Below are 18,477 nucleotides of genomic sequence, written 5' to 3'. Positions count from 1 at the left end.
TTACATTTTTATTGTTTTTAAAGCAAACTTAATATTGCGATTCTTTCCCCTCTTAAACATTAAAAATCTTTACTGACAGATAGATTGTTAGCGAATTGTAAAATTTTTAGCTTTTCTTTTATTTATCAGATTTTTTACACCAATAACAGAATGAAAATTTAGACTTTTTCTTGACTAGCCAAACGCTTTGTGGGAAAATATTAGCATAAAATGAAAGGGGTTGCACTTATGATTATTGGTATACCTAAAGAAATAAAAAACAATGAAAACCGTGTGGCTATCACTCCTGCTGGAGTTTTAGCTTTTAAGCAAAGCGGGCATGAAGTCTGGATTGAAACAAATGCCGGCAGCGGTTCGGGCTTTACTGATGAACAGTACAAAGAGCAGGGAGCCGTTATTAAAGATAAAGCACAGGATGTTTGGCAGGCTGACATGGTGTTAAAAGTTAAAGAACCTCTGGCAAGCGAGTACCCTTATTTCCGCCCCGGACTGCTGCTTTTCACTTATCTGCACTTAGCTCCAGCACCTGAGCTGACACAAGCCCTGATTGACGGCGGAGTTATTGCTGTCGGTTATGAAACGGTTGTCGATCACGGAACACTGCCGCTGCTCAACCCTATGAGTGAAGTAGCCGGCCGTATGGCAACACAGCTGGGAGCACAGTTTTTAACTAAAATTGAAGGCGGATCCGGTATTCTCCTCGGTGGGGTCCCCGGAGTGAAAAAAGGCCATGTTGTTATTATCGGCGGCGGTAATGTCGGTGTTAATGCCGCTCAAATGGCTGTCGGACTCGGAGCAGATGTCACTATTCTCGATGTCAATCCTCAGCGGCTGGCAGAATTAGACACACAGTTCGGCGGTAAAGTTCAAACCCTGATGTCCAATGCGCTCAACATTGCTGAAAGTGTAAAAGATGCAGATCTTCTGATCGGCGCGGTCCTCATTCCAGGAGCCAGAGCTCCAAAATTAGTCACAAAAGACATGGTTGCTCAAATGAAAACAGGATCAGTCGTCATTGATGTTGCAGTCGACCAAGGCGGTATCATCGAGACAGCTGACCGCGTGACAACACACGACCAGCCAACCTATGTCGTTGACGGAGTGGTTCACTATGCTGTAGCCAATATGCCCGGAGCGGTAGCGAGAACCTCTACCTTAGCTCTGACCAATGCTACACTGACCTATGCTTTAGAATTAGCCAATAAGGGAGCTGATAAAGCAGTCGCTGAAAGCAAAGCACTGCGTACAGGCCTAAATATCTACCGCGGCAAAGTCACCAATAAAGCTGTAGCTGAATCCTTGGGATTGGAATACACAGAAATGTAAAAATAAGGCACAAAGTCCGTTAAGAAAGCGACTGAAAAATAGGGACCCAACCGATGTGTTGCCAAACACGAAGGAGGGTCCTCTTTTTCCGAACTTTTAGGGTGTGAGCAGCTCATAAGATACAAAGGCCGTATAAAAAGCGACTGAAAAATAGGGGCCCAACCGATGTGTTGCCAAACACGAGGGAGGGACATCTTTTTTCCGAGCTTTTAGGCCGTGTTCAGTTCACAAGATACAAAGGCCGTATAAAAAGCGACTGAAAAATAGGGGCCCAATCGATGTGTTGCCAAACACGAAGGAGGGTCCTCTTTTTCCGAACTTTTGGGGTGTGAGCAGCTCATAAGATACAAAGGCTGTATAAAAAGCGACTGAAAAATAGGGGCCCAACCGATGTGTTGCCAAACACGAGGGAGGGACATCTTTTTTCCGAGCTTTTAGGCCGTGTTCAGTTCACAAGATACAAAGGCCGTTTAAAAATCCGTATGAAAAGGCGGTAAGTCCGAAATCTGTGATTTCGCAGACGCACCCCTGCCAGGACGACTAAAAGGGTGCAGTCGGCTGTTAAGACGATAAAGCCTTCAGACGTCTACGGCTGGCGGTAAGTCCGAAATTTGTGATTTCGCAGATGCACCCCTGTCAGAATAGCCGACTTTCGGCTATCGCAATACTGAACGTAGAAGCCTCTCATATCTTACTTGGTTTAAGAGTGCCGACATCAAAAAACGGCTAGCTTCAAGCATAAGCTAGCCGTTTTTGAGTGTCTGTAAAAATACCTTGATAAGCTCTGCCAGCTCTGATGGCTTTTGCCGGTTGAGCTCATGCCGGCCGCCTTTAATTATTTCCAGCTGCGCCCGGGGCAGCAGCGCAGCCATTTCTTTAGCTGCTCTTAAATTGGCCCTATCCTTATCACCGCAGACCACGAGGCAGGGGAGCCGGGAAGCGTTTAGGGCGTCGGTCAGATCAAACTGTTCAAGAGACTGATAAAAGCGAATCAAGTTCCCCTTATCGACCCCTTGCTTGATAAATAAAGCTTTTGGCATCAGTTTGAATAATTGCCGCTGTAATGCGTAGAGGCGATTTCCAGCTAATCTGTACTGGCCGGCCGAAGAGACAGCAGCTACCATGCTTTGCGGCGGTTTTTCCAAGAAGGACAGACTTACCACAGCACCTAAAGAAATACCGACCAAGACAAAATCCTCTTGAAGTTTATCCAATTCTTGTCTTACTTGCTTCTGCAGGACTTCAAAGGTATCTGGCAGTCTGCCGTCATCAAACAACTCTAAAGTTAAGCAATCGCAGTCAGGCAGGGCAGCCACCACCTCATTCCAAGACGAAGCATCTTGGCCCAAACCATGTAAAAAGATGACTTTCATCGCAGCAGCTGCTCCTCTCCAATCCCATAATCTGCTAAAAGTCCTCGAATACGGTCGAACTTCAATCTGAAATGTTCCAGCTTATGCCCATCTGAACCAATAGAGTATTTTGGACAGCCGAGTTCCTTAAGCAAGCGGAGTGCATAGATGTAAAGATGCTCATGGCCGTAAAGATACATGGATTTGCTGTTCAGTTCAAAAGCTAAACCGCAGTCAATCATCTTTTGGAAAATTCGTCGGAGCTGGATGTCATAACCCTTTAATTCTTCAACCGAGACATCAAACAGCCGAAAGCCGTAGTCAAAATGCGCCAGCACGTCTGCTTCTACGCGCCCGATAGCATATTCAAGTCTGTCTAAATAATCTTGAATAACAGCATGCTTATCCATGCCAGCCACCTCATCATCAAGATAGTCATTGATGCCATTATGATGTACCGAGAGAAGCTTTAAATCATAGTCTTTACCTGCCAAATAAGTCAGAATATCCGACTCCCGGGGAGCATAATAGCCAATCTCAATCCCTTTTTTCAGTCTGTTGCCATACTGCTCTTTTAACTCCCTAATTTTTTGGCTGTAGGCAGCATAATCAGGCACGTCATCTTGCTTACTGTAAGGATTAGATAAATCATAATGCTCAGTTGTCACAATTTCACCATCGTAGTATTCCAGATAATCGCGAAAATCGGCATCTGAATCGTAAGAAAAATAGGTATGTAAATGATTATCGCGCATATTTTTCTCCTTCCAACAAGATACAAAGGCCGTGAAGAAATCCGTATGAAAATAGGGAAGGACAGCGATAACCTGCATCGCGCTGGACTTCATCTTTTTCACTAGGATTTTAGGCCGTGTTCAATTCACAAGAGTAAAGGACCGCCATAAGAACCGTCCATTCTCAAAGCTGACAGGCTAAATCTCTTTTTTATTGTAACATATCTTGTGTTTAAAAAACTCTGCTGTTTCTAATTTTTTAGGGTATAGTTTAAAACTATACCTCCTAGCCAAATTTAACTATTTTTCAAACAAAGTTTCTTTCGTTAAAATGATAGCAACACTATAACAAAACAGAGGTAGTTGCTATGAGTCAATCTAAATTTCAACTTGTCGGGTCGCTCCTGCGTCCGGCTGAACTCCGTCAGTATAAGACAGCTATCGAAAATCGAGACGATATTGCTTATCCTTTTTACGATAATTTTGCCAATTATCAGGAGACCGAAAAAGCTGCCATTCAAAACGTTATTGCTCAGCAAAAGGAAAACGGTATTGATGTGCTGACAGATGGTGAATATTCCAAATCTATGTGGCATTTAGACTTTGTCTGGGGACTGAAAGGAATTGAACGCTATATTGCTGATCACGGCTATACTTTTCAGGACCATGACGGCGGTCAGTATGAAACACGAAAAGATATTGGAATCCGTATCACAGAGCCTCTTTCAGGTAAAAATCACCATTTTCTGGAAATCTATCGGTTACTCAAAGCAGAAGCTGGAGACACCGACACTAAACTGACTGTTTGGGGACCTGCTCACGCCTATACAGAATTAGCTATTTTTGATGGTTTGGCCGGGCCAGGCCAAGTTTATGAGACAAATGAAGAGCTCAAGGCAGGTTTAATCGGGGCCTATAAAGACTTCTTAACAGAATATAAAGCAGCAGGCGGTGAAATCATTCAATTTGATGACTGCCTCTGGGAGCTTTTCGATGAAAGCAATCCGTCCAGCTTTTTTGCCGATGGCAACAGTGCCTTAGCTGACTTAGCCGATGAATTTATCCAGATCAACAATGAGGTGGCTGATTTTGCCCATCAATTGGGACTGAAGGTCTGGACCCATAACTGCCGCGGTAATTATGAAAGCCGTTCTGCTTCAGGCGGCAGTTACGAAGCGATTGCAGAAAAATTTCTTCGCAACCAGCACTATGACCGCTTCTTCCTGGAATGGGACAGTGAAGTCTCCGGAGATTTGAAAGCTCTTGCAGCTCTTAAGGATTCTGATGCAGAGGTTGTTTTAGGTCTGCTTTCCAGTAAAACGACCGATTTAGATGATGAAGAACGGGCTCTACGGCTGCTTGAAGAAGCCAGCCAAATTTTGCCTAAAGAACGGCTTTTGCTCTCACATCAATGCGGTTTTGCCTCCTGCGATTCCGGAAATGAACTGGCTATCCCGCAGCAGTGGGCAAAAATCAGGCAGGGGCAAAAAATTGCAGAAAAGTTCTGGTCTTAAATGCAGCAACAGTCACACGACACTGCTGAACTCAGCTGCAATAGAATTATGCGGTATACCAAAACCCTTTTTCAGTCTGCTGTGCTGAAAAAGGGTTTTTGGCTGAACGGTTTCAGTTGTTATCTGAACACGGTAAGGTTTTAAAAAGTATGTTTAGAAGATACTTCTGTACATATCACTTATAAAAATTGATAATCACTGCTTTTTCGTGCTCGGTCAGATCATGGAGATGGCCTCTGCTTTTGAGCTCATATAATCCGCAATGAGGAATGACTGCCTTAGCCTGAGGGAGAATATATTTGCTGGGGAAAAAACAGTCTTTTTCCGCAGCAATTACCAAGGTTGGAGTCTGATAATCTCTCAGGCTGTCCGAACTGATGTTTGGGGGAATCCGCCCTTTGATTTTGACATGGTCAAATGTATCTTTTAGGGAAAACAAAAACTCCTGGCTTTTGGAAAAATGACCGTAAGTCATCACAGCAGCGACCTTTCGGAGATAGTTTTCTTTTTTGGTCAGCTGATAGAGCAGTAGGGGCAGAGCCATTTTAAAAAAAGCCCGCCCCAATTTATTATTGATGCCTGAAGGCACCTCTAAAACCGCTTTTTCTATTTTTTCAGGACAAAGTGACATCAGCTGCAGCAAGATGCCTGCTCCATAAGACAAACCGTGACAAGGCATCTTATCATAGCCTAATTGTTCTATCGCCTCAGCAGCCCACAGACCGTATTTTTGCAGATAGTGTTTATCCTGAAAATCATCGCTTTTTCCAGGCTGTCCGATAATATCAGCCGAAAAAATATGAAAATCTGAAAACAAATAGTTTTGCAGCAGAAGATTAAAGGCTGCTGACATATTGCCGCCATGGAAAAGCAAAAGCGGACGGCCGGAATCATTCCCTGTTTCAATCACATGGGTTCGGCCATAGTGCGTATGGATATAATAATCCTTTATTGGGCTATCCAATAGTGTCAGCTGATAATCATACAGTATATAAGAAGCTTTGCGGCACAGATCATTCTTAAAAATACTCATTATCTCTCCTCGATAATTTTCAAATTAAAGTCAGCAAACAGACTGCTGCCTAGATAAAACTAGGCAGCTCTTTTTATGGTTTTCCTTAGGCATCAAAAAACGGTTTGATGATCCTAAACAATGGTTTTATTTGGATATTAGACTTCAACAACTTCTAAAGATTCACCGCCCAGCAAAATCAAATATTTTTCGATATTGTCAATTCTGTAAGATCTTCTTAAAGCCTCGGCGTAGAGAGCCATCTGTCCTTGATAGCGCTCCTTAATAGTCTGCGGATCGGTGAAGCGGTCTGTTTTATAGTCAAATAAGACAAGACGGTCCGAAAAAAGAATGTAACCGTCAATAATCCCTCGAACAACAAAATTTTCCTTGCTGGCCGGATCTTCTCTCAGCATTGCAAAAGGAGCTTCTCGATGTACTCTGCGGACATTTTGCCGGATGAGCTGGCCAAGCGCTGTCTGCTCAAAGAAGGCCAAAATTTTATCAACCTGAATGCTGTCCTTAACGACCTGTTCAGCATTCAGCTCAGCCAGAGAATCAGTGATATCAGCTAAACTAATTGTTTCGGACAGCGGCAGGCGCTGCAAAAGTTCATGAACAGCAGAGCCAATCAAAGCGGCACTCGCTTTTTTCCGACGTGAAAAATCAGGCAGTTTAAATTGAGGTGACGACCGATACTTGCCGTCAGTTATCTCTACACCTTCTCTATCCAGAATCGGTTCATACAGTTTCTTAATTTGGCTTGGGGTACGGACTGTCGGCAAAGTGATGGCAGACTTATACTGCTGATTCAGCTGCTCTACATCTTCCAGCATGGTTAAGGCGTGTTTCAACTCTTTGAGCCGATTGCTGTCATCTCTGACTTCAAAAAATAGGTCTGAAGGTTGCTGGTTTAGAGTGCCAATATGTTCCTCTGTCAGCTCTTCATCTGTCACAAAGCGCATTTTAATATGCAGATTTTCCTGACTGTAAGCAGTCTGAACCGCAAGAACCCAGTCTTGAAAACTCTTGGCCTGCTCACGCTCGGCAACAGACAGCAGACTGCCTTCAGTCCTGCCAGCTGCAGAAAGTGCCCCTAATTTTTCCTGACTGCCTTTGCCGACCAAATAGAGTTTCCGCTCTGCCCGTGTCATCGCAACATAAAGCAGACGCATTTGTTCTGACAGTGTTGCCAGCTTCAGCTCTCTCTGATTAAGCTGATAAGGCAAGGTATCCATACGTACTCTGACAGCAGGCAAAGAATCTTCTTTTAACTCTTCCTTCATATCGGCGACATACTTGATACCAATTCCCTTTTGCCGGCTGAGTATAACCGGAGCATGAAAATCAGTCAGGCTGAATTTTTTATCCATGTTGAGCAGAAAAACATATTTAAATTCCAGCCCCTTACTCTTATGAATAGTCATTAGGCTGACAGCCTGCTTAGGAGCCGCTATTTCAACAGCTGCTAGATCGTTTTCCGTCTCCAAAATTTTATCAATCATACTGATAAAACGTGATAAGCCCTTAAAACCGTTCTTTTCAAATTGATCTGCACGCAGGGCTAAAGCATATAAATTAGCCTGTGCCTGCTTCCCTTGAGGTAAAGCGGCAACATAATCATAGTAAAAACAGTCATTATAAATTGTCCAAATTAAGTCGTAGAGCAGGTGCAATCTGGCAAAATCCCGCCAGCTGAGAAAAATTTTAAGAAAGGCTTCAGTCTTCATCTGCAGTTCAGAACTGATCAGCTCCATGTGCAGACCGCGTTTTTCAGAAACATTTTCGATTTTTTCATAGAAATTCTGCTGTCTGCCTGCCCTACTTATCTGCAGAGACAGACGAGCCAGCTCATCTTCATCAAAAGCGAACATCGGCGAACGCAAAAGAGCGACCAAAGCATAATCATTAAGCGGATTATCAATACTGCGCAGTGTATCAAGCATAACCATAACTTCAACGGACTTAAGGTAATTTTGCTCCCCACCGTCAGCGACTAAAGGAATCCCGTACTGATTAAAAGTCTGCACGATATCATCATTGCGTGTTCGGGCAGCAACCAGCAGTGTTATATCAGAAAAATCAACTGCTTCCTCCTTGTGCAGTCGGATAATTTCCTGCGCAACCAGCTTGATTTCGCCGGGAGCCAGCCGATCTTCTGACTGCTCTTTATCTGCCTGAGTCTGGCTGTCAGTATCGTAAAGCAAAAACTCGGTTTCATTTTGCGGGCGAGCTGTTTTTTGTGCTGCACTGCCGGCAACTAGCCTATGGTTTTCATCATAAAGAATCTCACCGACCTGCTCATCCATCAGGTGAGTGAAAAGACTGTTGACAGCTGATAAAACATCTGTATGGCTGCGGAAGTTTTCCTTCAGCACAATCAGACGGCCAGCCTCCGGATGTGCTTGAAAATCTTTAAATTTTTGATTAAAAATCTGAGGGTCTGCCTGCCTGAAACGGTAAATAGACTGCTTAATATCTCCCACCATAAAACGGTTGCGGCCATTGGACAACAGCTCCAGCAGCCGTTCCTGCATATGGTTGGTATCCTGATATTCATCTACCATGACTTCATAATATTTATCCTGATAGCTTTTGCGGATAGCCGCGTTTTCTTCTAAAATAGCAATCGCAAGGTGTGCAATATCCGTAAATTCAAAAACATTTTCCTGAATTTTAGCCTGCAGATACTGTTCGGAAAAATCCAAAACAAAAGACTGCAAAACTTTCAGCAAGGGCAGGCTCTCAGACTGATAGCTAAAAATAGTTTCCAAGTGCCGAAAGCCGCTCAAGCGGCTATGTAAATCCTTGAAAACAGGATACTTTTTACCGGCAACAGTGACGGCATCCCCTGCAGGAAGAAGCTCGGCAACCCCATCTACAAACCCAAGCAGATTTTCTCTGCCGCCATATTCGTTAAAATGCAGAGCCCGATCCAACAGCTTATCAATAATATGGAGATGTTTTTGATAGCTGGCCGTCAGTTTCCCCTTGGCCGTATGCTGCTTATAGTCTTCTAATTCGGTTAAATCCTTCAGGCTGTCTGCAGTATCCTGCATGGCTGAAAGCAAATCGCTGACAACTTGCTGAGGAATCGCTGCAACGCTGGTATAGGTTTGAGCTCCCTTTAAAAAAATTTCCTGCAGCCACTTGTGAGGATTGCTGGTTGACTGACTGAAAGTATGAATATGGTAAACAACCTGCTTAAAAGCTTTCAAGTCTTTGCGGTGACTGGTAAAATTTTTTACCAGCTTATGAAAAAGCACAGCCTGCGGACCTTGACTGTAGTCCCTGAACAAATCGCTAAAAACGTCATCTTTGAGAATATCCTGCTCGCTTTTATCCTGTATGATACGGTAATTAGGCGCAATTCCAAGAATGTAGCCGTAGCGGTTAAGGAGCTGCTGAGAAAAAGCATCCATAGTCCCGATATCAGCAGATGCAAGGCCTGAAAGCTGCTCGCTCAGATGCTGTTTGAGCTCTTTATCAGATGTTTCCTGAAGAGCTTCCCTCAGCTTCTTTTCCAAACGTTCTTTGAGTTCGCCGGCAGCTTTAACTGTAAATGTTGAAATAAACAGACGGTCAATCCCTATCCCGCATAGAATCTGATTGACAATCCGCTCCACCATAACAAATGTTTTGCCGGACCCCGCAGAGGCAGAGACCAAAATATTATTCCCTTGCGTATAAATAGCCTCTATCTGCTCAGCTGTGCGCTTCTGCTTTTGCTGAGAACCCGCTTCCTTGAGCTGCAGTTCTTTAATTTCCTTCTCTGTTAAAAATGACTTAAAGGACATCTTTCACCCCTACTACAAGATACAAAGGCCGTTAAGAACGCAAAGTAAAAATAGGAGCCTGACCGCCGAGTCACTAAAGACTCAAGGGAGGGCTATCTTTTTTACACAGTGTTTAGGCCGTGTTCGATTCCAACAAGATACAAAGGCCGTGAAAAGAGCAAAGCAAAAATGACGGTAAGTCCGAAATCTTCGATTTCGCAGACGCACCTCTGCCAAGACGACTAGAAAGCTGCGGTCGACTGTTAGGCGACAAAGCTTTCAGACGTCTACGGCTAGTTAACTTAAAATCAATTCTAAACTTAGCTGTCTTTTTTGCACAGCTCTTAGGCCGTGTTCGATTGGTTTTCTTCCCCTTCAGAGTAAGGGGAAGCTTGACTGTTCAAATATCTGAATCGTTCAGATGGACAAAATAGTTTTTCGGCTTCTTAGTCATTAAATCAATGAGGCACATCTGTCTCCATCTCAGTCAGTCCTTCCCGCATAAGTTTCAAGAAGCCTTGGCGTTTTTCCTTTTGCGGCAGTTTCAGCAGACGCCGGGCGTAGCCGAAATCCTGATCGGCGCTAAAACGTGTGATAGCTTTAAGCTGATCCCCCTGAACTGAGCGGCCATCCTCACTGTAAGGATTAATGAGAAATTTCCCTTTCCGGATGTGTGAGGCAGCCTGAAGATACAGCTGCTTATTGTAACGAAGCAAAAGTTCCAGTTCCGCCTGACTGTAAAGAGATTGGTGCAGATGGTAAAGATTTTTAGGCAGTTTATCGCTTTCATTCTCTAAAAACAGTCCTTTATAGGTCAGTTCTTTATGGAGATCGCTGACAATGGCGCCTCTGTTTTTCACCTTATTCAAATCGATTTGTGGTTCCTGCATCTGCAGATACATAGCACCAAAAACAGACTGACCTGCTGATAGCTGTTTATCTCCGTATAAAGCAGCCAAATAAGTGACCAGCTGCGGACTTAAACCATTATAGAATCGGCCGATATCAAAAGTATTTTTACTGGATTTATAATCAACAATACCGAGACTTCCGTCTGCCAAAGCGTCGATCCTGTCAATAATTCCCTGAACAGCAACCTGCCTGTCCAGCATAAGTGCAAAATTCTGCTCCTCACTTTGAACCCTTAACTGGCTGCCCTGCTCTAAAACGGTCGCCGTACTTCTGGCAATATCTTCCAATACAGTCAGAATATAACGGCTCTCTGCATTCTCCTCATAAATCTGCCGAAAGCGCTGATCCTGATTGACAGCCCTGAGTGCCCGCTCTAACTTCTGGTCAAAGGAACGGTTTGAACTATCCTGCATCAGTAACTCAAATACCTTATGCAGATAGGTTCCATGGTAACGTACATCAGGACGGATACTGTCCTGTTCCTGCAGCCCTAAAACATACTGTAAAAAATATTTGTACTGATTATTGTAAAAAACAGTTAATGCAGAGGCAGACAAATTAAGCGGCTGGTTTTCAGGAAAACGCAATTGCATCACTTCCGCTGCAACTGGTTTAGTGGTCAAATGATGCACCGGTTTTGGAAGTGTTAAATCATTTTGAACCACCTTTTCCTGTAAATAAGCAGCTGCTCTTGACCAAAACGAAGGTGTTTTTTCAAGAAGGTCCTGCTTTACCAGAATATTATCGAAACCAAGCAGGCTGGACAGCAACCTTTTATAATTGCCGATATCCGCTGGGGTGGCTGACTGACCGACCGGCCCCTTTTCCAAAACCGGAACCCCCATTTCCGCTAATTCAAGCAAATAAGGCGATAAGTCATCTGTATTTTCATTTAAAATCTGCGGCAGACTGAGCACCAGTTCCTGATGTGCCGCATTAAAGAGCGATAGAGCAAGAAAATGATTTTTCTTGATATTTTCCTGCCCGATAATCATAAAGTGCCGGTCAGACGGTACGGATGCATTGACTCTTTCTCTTTCTTCATCGGAAATAAGACTGCTGCTCCGGGATGCCTTGGGGAAATGTGTCCGTGTCATACCTAAAGCAAAAACAAAGGTATTGCTGTGCGGTTCAATCAAATCATAGGCCTTAACATGGACAACATCTAGTGTCGCAGGAACCAAACGGTATTCTGCCGCTAATATACCGTTTTTCAATAGACTCAAAAATTCGGCTAAGCTCATCTTTTCCTGACCAAAAATAGTCTGAAACTGTTCTAAAATAGCAGTAAAGGTCTGCCAAACCTGTTCATGCTGCTCAGCTTCCGCTTCCGGTAAATCTGCTGTTAATCTCCTTAAGCGATCAGTAAGATGAACATCATTGAGCAAAAGCAGAAATTTTTGCAGCAGAGAACGTCCCAGCTGTTTTTGACTTTTAAAAAAGGTCTGCAGAGGAGAGATGAGCTGTTGGCGAGTCGCGTTTAAAGCCGGTAAATCATATTTCTGCTGGACGTTGCTGGTGAAATCTCTTGTGAATTTGGTCTGTCCTTTAATATCAGCATAAAACAGATACTGGATGAATTTATCCATTTTTTGCTGGCTGACGGTGCCGAAAAGCCCAGACTGAAGGAGATTAATCATGTCTTCTGTCCGCCAGTTATAACGCTTAAGACGCTCGAGCGCTTCGATAAACCGCACAAGCGGATGGCTGCTCATGGACTCCGCCTTGCCAAAATAATAAGGAATATCATACTTATCAAAAATTTTTCCCAGCTGCAGTTCATAAGCTTCTGCATCTCCCAGAAGGACAGAAATATCTTTATAACGGTAGCCTTCAGCTAATTTTCGGCGAATAGCTCTGGCTAAATGTTCAATTTCTTCTTTTTGGTTAATAGCTTGCCAAATACTGATAGGCTGCTGACCGTCATTTAAAACGGGAAGGGTATTTTCTGTAAAATCATGTCTGGCTTCAAAAATTTTTGAAAGGTGGGCCAGACTTTCCAACCCTTTAACAGGCCCCTCTGTATAAATGGGCTTTGTTTGAAACTTCTCTGCTAAAGCTCTGAAAAAAGTGAGGCTGGCCTCATAGACATTGCCAGATACAAAGCTTGCTTTATAGGCTTTCTGACTGATATAAGTTCCAATGACAATATCGGCGCACTTACCGTGCAAGAGCTCAATCAAATGTTCTTCTTCTGCAGAAAAACGCGTAAAACCATCAATAATCAGCACTACATTCTGCAGACTGCCATCTATTACTCCGGAAGCGACTTTTTGAGCAAAATAAGCCAGCTGACTCTGATTATCATAGCCTCCAAGACGCAGAAGATCTTCAACCGCTGTAAAGATTTGCACTAAATCGTCCTGCTTTTCCGGTGAATCTAAGCCCTCCAAGTCTAAAACTGTAAGATTAGCTGTTTTCAGTTCCTTATACAGATCCACTAACTGCCGAATAAAACTGGGATCCTGCCGCAATCCCCCGTAAACCTTTAAATCCTTCGGTGAAAAAGCAGACAAAGCTCGGTAAAACAGCATGGATAAACCTATGTCATCCAGCGTCTGTGCAGGGTTGTAATCATTCAGGACAAAATAACGGGCCATCTGCACAAAACGGGTAACCGTAATTGCAAAAGAAGCCTGTTCAGGCAAAGTCGCTAAAACAGCCCGTTCCTTCTCAAAAGACAGAGAACTGGGGGCAATATAAAAAACACGCTTCCCTTTTCTAGAAAAAGCATAGGCTTTCTGAGCCAAAATATCGGTTATATTATACTGAATATCTGTATAAAGTAGCTGCATAACACTCCTTAATTCTTTTTTGCTTTCAAAATTAAATATGCTCTTTAACTGAATGGCACATTTACAGTCGAAAGGATATCTTTTACTGATTAAAAACCTAAAAAAAGGGTAAACCTTAATGATGATAACAGTTTAATGAAAGAGAAATCCTTGTTGCTCAAATGATATTCAAAGGCTTCTTCTGTTCTTTTATTATAGCAAAAAGACTGTTCAAGTGCTTTGATTTTACTGTTCAATTAAATATTGTCAATCTATTCTTAGACATTGACCGGCAATAGATGACAAGCTGCAAAATGCATAGACAGATTCACACACGACTAAAAGATCTTCGCCCTGTCTACAGCACAGAACGAAGGGCTTTAACAAATGTTTTATTCAGCCTTTTGAAAGCAATGCCGAGGCGCCAACCTCCTTTGAACAATAATAGTGTGAATCCAGTTAAGCCTTTCTCATCTCAGAAACAGTGGTATTTTTTAACAATTCCAAGACAGATTTTGGTATTTTCATTATCCGTAAATATTTGAGACCCTGCATTCTGTTAAGAGTTGACTTAAGGATGAGGCCTGATTGAGATACCATTGAACCATTGTCTTCAATAGATTTTGGCTTCTTTTGGGCATAAAAATATTCCCTCTATAGTTTCCAGTGAATTTTTGTCTTTTTCACTATCCACTCACAGGGGGAATATATCAAATCAGAGTGCTTTTTAATTACATTCTCATCTATTATTCTAACACAGCACACTTCAATTGCTGTCTTTTCAATTTTGCTTTTCAGCTTCTGCACATATGCGAAAAACGAAGCTGCCGATATTTACATTTATCAGGGCTGTGTATTCCTGCATTCAAAACAACAGATGCTGACCGTTTCTGCAATTGAATCCGCCTCAGCGAATTTCTGCTCCGGTAGCTTTAATAAGAGCCTCTGTAATTTTTTCCATATATTTGGCCACTTCATCATCTGTCAAATTAGCAGCCGGATTTTGGAAACTCAGACTGTAGGCCATAGATTTTTTGCCACTTTCAATGTGAGCGCCCTCATAAACATCAAACAGTCTCACTGCAGACAGATATTTAACCTTAGCCGCCTGAATCGCTTCAAGGACTTCCTGATGGCTGACAGTTTTATCCAGCAACAGAGCAATGTCCCTTGAAACGCTCGGGAATTTGACAATATCTTGAAAGACTTTAGCTGGCTGAACTGCAGCTTCAACAGCACTTAAGTCTAATTCAGCGACATAAGTCTCAGGAATGTCATAGCGTTTTGCTGTACGAGGGTGCACCTGCCCTAAGTACCCGATAGTCTCCCCATTCAGCAAAATCAAGGCTGTGCGTCCGGGGTGCATGCTGCTCAGTTCTTTGTAAGCAACAAAATCAAAACTGAGATCCAGCTTAGCAGCCAGCGTTTCGATAATGCCTTTCATGTAAAAGAAGTCGACCGGAAATGCTTGAGTTTGAAAATCTTTTGGCGCTATCAAACCAGAAATAGCTACAGCAAAACTGTCCCTCTCTTCTGGCAGTCCTTCTTTCGGACTGCCTTTTTGTTCAAAAATTTTACCGATTTCATAGATGGCTATATCGGTATTTTTTCGGGCTGCATTATAAGCCACTGTATCCAGCATACCTGCAATCATATTTTGCCGCAAAGCAGAACGTTCCATGCTCATCGGCCACATCAGCTCTGTCAGCCGGCTGGGCTGAACAGTGAATTCAACAGCTTTATCCGGTTTTGTCAGAGCATAAGAAATAATTTCTGATAAGCCAGACCCTTCAGCAATATTTCTTATCTTCCGGCGCAGTTTCTGCGCTTTCGTCAACTCCCCAACTGTCCCAGCTGTTTCCGGCAGACTTGTCGGCAGTTTGTCATAACCGTAAATCCGGGCAATCTCTTCTACTAAGTCAGCTTGAATTCTAATATCCCAGCGCCGTCTCGGTACCGCTACAGTAAATTCCTCAGCATCACCGCTTACTGCAAAACCAAGTTTGGCAAAAATAGATAGGACATCAGCATAACTTAGCTCTGTCCCTAAACGGACATTGACATAATCAAGGCTGCTTGAAACATCAACAGCATCTGTCGGAACAGAACCAGCTTCTGCACGGCCGGACAGCACCGTACCGCCTGCTATTTCCGCTATCATAGCGGCTGCAAAATCAAGAGCTTCCCCGACAGTAGCATAGTTAATTCCTTTTTCAAAACGAGCAGAAGATTCCGAACGCAGATTCAGCCGGCTGCTTGTTCTTCGGACAGCTCCTGCATCAAAAACAGCTGCCTCCAGAAGAACATTGCATGACTGACTGTCAATTTCGGTATCCATTCCACCCATAACACCGCCAAGAGCAACCGGACGATCGCCAGCTGCAATAACAACATCATCAGAAATCAGGCTGCGCTCCTGTCCATCCAAGGTGATCAATGACTCCCCAGCATGAGCATCACGCGCAACAATGTCTTTACTGCCCAATTTATCTATATCGAAAGCGTGCATAGGCTGACCAAAATAAAGCAGAATATAGTTAGTAATATCAACAATATTATTGATAGGGCGGATACCAGCATTCATCAGCAGATTCTGCAGCCACTGCGGACTGGGAGCAACCGTTACATTTTCAACTACCCGTGCCTTATACGTTAAAACCTTATCAGAGGCAACAGAAACTGCAACCACCTCTTCTGTTCTCTTTTGCGTTTCAGACAGTATTTTTGAAGGAAAATGCACTTCTTTATCATAAATGGCTGCCGTTTCATAGGCAACACCGCGCATAGACAAAGCATCAGCCCGATTGGGAGTGATAGCCAACTCAACAATCTGGTCATCTAAATCCAAATAAGGGAAAACACTGCCGCCAGGAACAGCTTCTTCCGGTAAATAATAGATACCATCAGCATATTCCTTAGGAACGACAGAAGCCGGGATACCTAATTCCTGAAGGGAACAGATCATGCCTAATGACTCCAAACCGCGAATCTTACCCTTTTTAATCTTATAATTATCAGCGATGCGTGCTCCAGGAAGAGCCACAATGACCTTGATTCCTGCTTTGATATTGGGAGCACCGCAGACAATTTGCCGCAGTTCTTCCTCACCGACATCAACTTGGCAGCGGTAAAGATGAGTTTCCGGAACCGCTTCACAGCTGACAACCTCTCCAACAACAATCTTTTTAAGACCTTCTGCCGGACTTGTAACTCCCTCTACTTCAATACCTGTTACCGACATTTTCTCTGCCAGCTCAAAAGCTGTCACATCAAGGTCAACAAGGTCCTGCAACCATTTATAGCTAACTAACATAATTACCTGACTTTCTTTTTTATTTTAAGGCTTTCTTTAATAACCAATCTCTATCCAGCTTGTCTCCTACCGCAAACAAATGTTCAGAAAATTTGACAAAACCGTATTTAGCATATAAGGCCTGAGCCTTCAGATTTCTTTCCCATACACCTAACCAGGCCCAGTCACAGCCCGAAGCAAAAGCAAGATCAAGCGCAAACTCAAAAAGGCGTTTCCCCAGCCCCTGACCTTGAAATGTCTGCAGGATATAGAGCCGCTGAATTTCAAAAGCAGAGGGCAGGAGCTGTTCTGTCTGAGCCATCCCCCAATTGACTTTTAAAAAACCGGCCTCCTGACCTTCATACAAGATAAAATAGGTATCAGATTCACAGTCTTCAAGCTCTTCCTGCAAAACAGACAGATCGTAAGCCTGGCTGAAAAAATCCTGAAGCTGTTCTTCGCTGTTATCAAAAGCGAAAGTTTCACAGAAGGTTTCAATAGCTATTTTCTGCAAAAGCGGCAGTTTTTCCGAACTGACTTTTTGGATTTCAATCATCATATACCTCCAGAAGCTCTTCGTACTTTGACTCAAAAAGAGCTGCCTTTTGCCTCTTAAATCAAGAAAAAAATCTCTGGATTGACACCTGAATCTTTGAGACTGAGTGTTAAAGCTTCAGCATTTACTTAAACTGCTGGATAAAACGGATATCCCCTTGATAGAAGTCGCGGATATCATTGATGCCGTAACGCAGCATAGCTATCCGCTCTTGGCCCAGACCGAAGGCAAAGCCTGAATATTTTTCAGCATCAACACCGCTCATCTCCAGCACAGCTGGATGGACCATACCGGCGCCAATAATTTCAATCCAGCCTGTTTTTTTACAAACATTACAGCCTTCTCCGCCACATTTAAAACAGGAAACATCAACTTCAACCGATGGTTCAGTAAAAGGGAAATAAGAAGGGCGCAGCCGAATACGGCGGTCTTGCCCAAACATTTTTTGGAGGATTAACTCTAAGGTGCCCTTTAAATCTCCCATTGAAATTTGCTCACCAACCACTAAACCTTCAATTTGATGAAATTGGTGAGAATGTGTCGCATCATCAGTATCTCTGCGAAATACCCGCCCGGGTGAAATCATTTTCAACGGTCCCTTAGAAAAATCATGTTTATCCAGCGTCCGTGCCTGAACAGGACTCGTGTGGGTCCGCAAAAGAATATCCTGACTAATGTAGAAAGTATCCTGCATATCACGGGCCGGATGGTCTTTAGGCAGATTCATGCGTTCAAAATTATAATAATCTTCTTCAACTTCAAGGCCATCCACAACCTGATAGCCCATGCCTAAGAAGATATCCTCTATTTCCTCACTAATCTGACTGAGAATATGGCGATTACCCAATTTAATCTGCCGTCCCGGCAGGGTAACATCCAGACTTTCAGACTCTAACTGCGCCTGAATTCGGGCAGCTTCAATAATCTTTGCCTGCTCTTCAAAAGCTTTTGTCAGCACATCGCGAACTTCATTGACTTGCTTCCCCACGATAGGACGGGCTTCGCTAGACAGTTCTTTCAGCCCTTGCAAGAGTTCCGTCAACGAGCCCTTTTTCCCTAAAATCTGAACGCGCAGTTCCTGCAGCTCTTTCGCATTGTCACCGCGCATTTTTGCCAGTTTGGCCTGTGTTGAATTTTTCAGTTCTTCCAGTCGTTCTTGTAAATCCATTGCTTTTCCTTCCTCTATATCAAATATGATAATTCCGGTCTGCCTACCGCTTAGCTGTTAT

General features: G+C 43.4%; 10 protein-coding genes. 2 read left to right on the top strand and 8 right to left on the bottom strand.

The window, feature by feature from the left end; translation table 11 throughout:
- Positions 1–228: 228 nt before the first annotated feature.
- On the top strand, positions 229–1,326 hold the full coding sequence (gene ald, locus DDV21_RS04475; RefSeq protein ID WP_116878804.1) for an alanine dehydrogenase: 1,098 nt from the start codon (positions 229–231) through the stop codon (positions 1,324–1,326).
- Between the two features lie 743 nt (positions 1,327–2,069).
- Here ald and DDV21_RS04470 read toward each other — a convergent pair.
- Both DDV21_RS04470 and DDV21_RS04465 read right to left on the bottom strand, forming a co-directional pair.
- The gene (locus tag DDV21_RS04470) at positions 2,070–2,699 is read right to left on the bottom strand and encodes an alpha/beta fold hydrolase (protein ID WP_116878803.1); all 630 of its coding nucleotides are present in this window, start codon (positions 2,697–2,699) and stop codon (positions 2,070–2,072) included.
- Entirely contained in the window at positions 2,696–3,433 is a 738-nt protein-coding gene (locus tag DDV21_RS04465; protein WP_116878802.1) for a PHP domain-containing protein, read from the bottom strand. Before DDV21_RS04465 ends, DDV21_RS04470 begins: the two co-directional genes overlap by 4 nt.
- A 347-nt stretch (positions 3,434–3,780) precedes the next feature.
- Between DDV21_RS04465 and DDV21_RS04460 the strand changes: the two genes are divergently transcribed.
- Positions 3,781–4,926 carry a cobalamin-independent methionine synthase II family protein gene (locus DDV21_RS04460; RefSeq protein ID WP_116878801.1) on the top strand — a complete coding sequence of 382 codons (1,146 nt, stop codon included), beginning with the start codon at positions 3,781–3,783 and terminating at the stop codon, positions 4,924–4,926.
- Positions 4,927–5,101: 175 nt separating this feature from the next.
- On the opposite strand, the gene DDV21_RS04455 is transcribed toward DDV21_RS04460, so the two are convergent.
- The 6 genes from DDV21_RS04455 to pheS form a co-directional block, all read right to left on the bottom strand.
- The gene (locus DDV21_RS04455; RefSeq protein WP_116878800.1) at positions 5,102–5,959 is read right to left on the bottom strand and encodes an alpha/beta fold hydrolase; all 858 of its coding nucleotides are present in this window, start codon (positions 5,957–5,959) and stop codon (positions 5,102–5,104) included.
- 137 nt (positions 5,960–6,096) lie between these two features.
- Positions 6,097–9,735, bottom strand: a complete 3,639-nt coding sequence (addA, locus tag DDV21_RS04450; protein WP_116878799.1) for a helicase-exonuclease AddAB subunit AddA — start codon at positions 9,733–9,735, stop codon at positions 6,097–6,099.
- A gap of 437 nt (positions 9,736–10,172) precedes the next feature.
- Entirely contained in the window at positions 10,173–13,421 is a 3,249-nt protein-coding gene (rexB, locus tag DDV21_RS04445) for an ATP-dependent nuclease subunit B (protein WP_116878798.1), read from the bottom strand.
- A gap of 886 nt (positions 13,422–14,307) precedes the next feature.
- On the bottom strand, positions 14,308–16,713 hold the full coding sequence (gene pheT / locus DDV21_RS04440; protein ID WP_116878797.1) for a phenylalanine--tRNA ligase subunit beta: 2,406 nt from the start codon (positions 16,711–16,713) through the stop codon (positions 14,308–14,310).
- Positions 16,714–16,732: 19 nt separating this feature from the next.
- Positions 16,733–17,251 (bottom strand): GNAT family N-acetyltransferase, encoded by a 519-nt coding sequence (locus tag DDV21_RS04435; RefSeq protein WP_116878796.1) that lies wholly within the window; start codon positions 17,249–17,251, stop codon positions 16,733–16,735.
- A gap of 121 nt (positions 17,252–17,372) precedes the next feature.
- The gene (gene pheS, locus DDV21_RS04430) at positions 17,373–18,416 is read right to left on the bottom strand and encodes a phenylalanine--tRNA ligase subunit alpha (RefSeq protein ID WP_116878795.1); all 1,044 of its coding nucleotides are present in this window, start codon (positions 18,414–18,416) and stop codon (positions 17,373–17,375) included.
- Between the last annotated feature and the right edge of the window lie 61 nt (positions 18,417–18,477).

The organism is Streptococcus chenjunshii (assembly GCF_003086355.1).
Taxonomy (GTDB): Bacteria; Bacillota; Bacilli; order Lactobacillales; family Streptococcaceae; genus Streptococcus; species Streptococcus chenjunshii.
Note: the sequence above shows the minus strand (reverse complement) of the source record. Positions and strands in the feature narration are given on the sequence as shown.